4 protein-coding genes are annotated in these 2,245 nt (G+C 37.5%); 2 read left to right on the top strand and 2 right to left on the bottom strand.

Annotated features, from left to right (window positions below):
• Positions 1-220, top strand: a 220-nt coding sequence (locus ABZC96_RS09770; RefSeq protein ID WP_373030802.1) for a phospholipase D-like domain-containing protein, incomplete at its 5' end; no start/stop codon positions are given.
• 89 nt (positions 221-309) lie between these two features.
• Here ABZC96_RS09770 and ABZC96_RS09765 read toward each other — a convergent pair.
• Positions 310-1,464 carry a DEAD/DEAH box helicase gene (locus tag ABZC96_RS09765; protein WP_373030804.1) on the bottom strand — a complete coding sequence of 385 codons (1,155 nt, stop codon included), beginning with the start codon at positions 1,462-1,464 and terminating at the stop codon, positions 310-312.
• Between ABZC96_RS09765 and ABZC96_RS09760 the strand changes: the two genes are divergently transcribed.
• Positions 1,406-1,723 (top strand): hypothetical protein, encoded by a 318-nt coding sequence (locus ABZC96_RS09760; RefSeq protein ID WP_373030800.1) that lies wholly within the window; start codon positions 1,406-1,408, stop codon positions 1,721-1,723. The genes ABZC96_RS09765 and ABZC96_RS09760 overlap by 59 nt on opposite strands.
• Here ABZC96_RS09760 and ABZC96_RS09755 read toward each other — a convergent pair.
• Positions 1,720-2,245 (bottom strand): RluA family pseudouridine synthase (locus ABZC96_RS09755; protein WP_373030798.1); only part of this gene is annotated, 526 nt, incomplete at its 5' end. The two genes, ABZC96_RS09760 and ABZC96_RS09755, sit on opposite strands and share 4 nt — an antisense overlap.

The raw sequence follows: 2,245 nt of genomic DNA, 5'->3' as shown, positions 1-2,245 counted from the left end.
TGATGATCTTGGCGGTATGGTAGGATCGGTAAACTTTGATAACCGCAGTCTTTTCCTAAATTATGAAGTAGTCACATTTGTCTACTCTCCAGAATTTATAGAGAGTATTGAAGCATGGATGAATGGATTGATACTCAATTCTAGCAGAGGAATGAAAAAGCCCTCCAAAAGCCGTGAAGCTTTTGAAAATATTATGAAAGTGTTTGCACCTTTACTTTAAATCTTTGTATTTTTTAAACTTCATCACCATCCACATTTGGACACTTTAAGAAGAAGAGTTAAAATGACGTAAAATTTTATATTTGACTATTATTTCTTGCGTCCTGCAGGTTTTTTCTTTGTTTGCGTCGTTTTACTTTGTCCTCTTCTTTGCATTTTTTGTTTATGAAAGTCAAATTTACCTTTTCTCTCGATAAGTGACTTTTTCTTTGGTTGTGTTTGTCTTGGTTGTTTGTCTGTCAGCTCAAATCCAGGATATATATCTCGTTTGATATTGAGTTTTAAGTGTTTTTCCATTTTCGTAAAGAAGTTATAGTCACTTGTGGTTAACAAAGAGATGGAAGCACCTTTATGGTTGGCACGTCCTGTTCTTCCTACTCTGTGTGTAAAGTCATCGGTACTTTCTGGCATATCATAGTTGATGACCATAGCCAGCTCTTTAATGTCTATACCCCGTGCTGCAATGTCTGTGGCGACTAAAACCTGTGTTTTTCCACTCTTTAGAAGTGCCAAAGATTTTGCTCTGGCACCTCTATTAATGTCACCATGTATGATGGACGTACGTATGTTTTGACTTTTGAGATACTCATATATTTTATTTGCAGACTCTTTCGTACTTGCAAATAAAAGTACTTGTTCCATCTTCATGTCTTCTATAAGTTTAGCTGTTAATTCAGCTTTTCTTTTTTTATCTACTTTGTAGGCACGATGTGCGATGAAATCAACAACATCTCGTCTCTGACTTACTTCAGCGATAGCGGGTTCTCGCATAAACTCTTTTGCAAGTTTTTTGATGTTCTGTGAAATGGTTGCCGAGAACATCATAGTTTGTCTTGGTTGTTTACAATGTTTGAGTATAGCTTTTATCTCATCTAGGAACCCAAGTTCCAACATTGTGTCCGCTTCATCGAGTATAACGGTATTGATGTATTCAAGGTTTATCTTTTTGTCATCTATAAAACTTTGTAAACGTCCTGGAGTAGCAACAACGATATCTGCACCTTGTGAAAGTCGAGAGAGTTGGGTGCTTTTAGGTATCCCCCCTTGTATCTTCACATTCTTTATATCCAGGTATTTACTTAGTTCAGTGATGGTACGTGACACTTGATCGACAAGTTCAATGGTAGGAACGATGATCAGTGCTCTTAAAACCTTTTGGTCTTTTTTCACTATCTTTTGTAGTTTGTTGAGTAGGGGAAGTACATATGCAGCTGTTTTCCCTGTCCCAGACTTCGATGCACCCAGTATATCTACACCTTTGAGTGCGAGGGGTACAACTTTATTTTGTATAGCAGTGGTCTGTTCATATTTTGCATGCGCAATGGCTTTTAAAATATCAGGATGTAAATTTAGTTTTTCAAATGCTTTGATGGTAGTTCCTTTGATGCAAACGCTTTTTGAGCCAAGCCCAAAAAACTATGCTATTACTGTATTGTCTTCAGTAGGCAGCTCATATGACGGATCGTATGATATTTGTTATATTATGCGTATTATAGCGTATTAGTTCAAAAGAGCATAAAAGTCTCTTGGAGCGTCTACTTCAAAACTCATAGGCTTTTTCTTGACAGGATGGATAATAGTCAGTTTTTTTGCATGAAGACCCATCTTTTCACCTTTTGTTCCATAACGTTCATCTCCGATGATACTGTGTCCCAACCAAGCCAAATGTGCACGTATCTGGTGCTGTCTGCCCGTTTCTATTTTGACTTCGAGTAAAGATCGTTCAGGGGTAGTTTGTTTCACTTCATAATGGGTAATAGCAGGTTTTGCATCGGGATGCTTTCCTACATGCATTCGATACTCTTTTTCATCTATTCTTAATGGTTGGTTGATGGTTCCTTTTCTTTCTTTTGGACAACCCTCGACTATGGCCAAGTAGATCTTCTCTGATACACCCCATTTATCCATCACTGCTTCTCTCATTTCTTTAGAGGTGGCAAAAAGTAATATACCGGAGGTATCTCTATCAAGTCTATGTACTGGCCAAAGTTTTACTTGATTTTTCCCTCGTGAAAGTTGATTTCTC

The organism is Sulfurovum sp. (genome assembly GCF_041551015.1).
Lineage (GTDB): Bacteria > Campylobacterota > Campylobacteria > Campylobacterales > Sulfurovaceae > Sulfurovum.
Note: the sequence above shows the minus strand (reverse complement) of the source record. Positions and strands in the feature narration are given on the sequence as shown.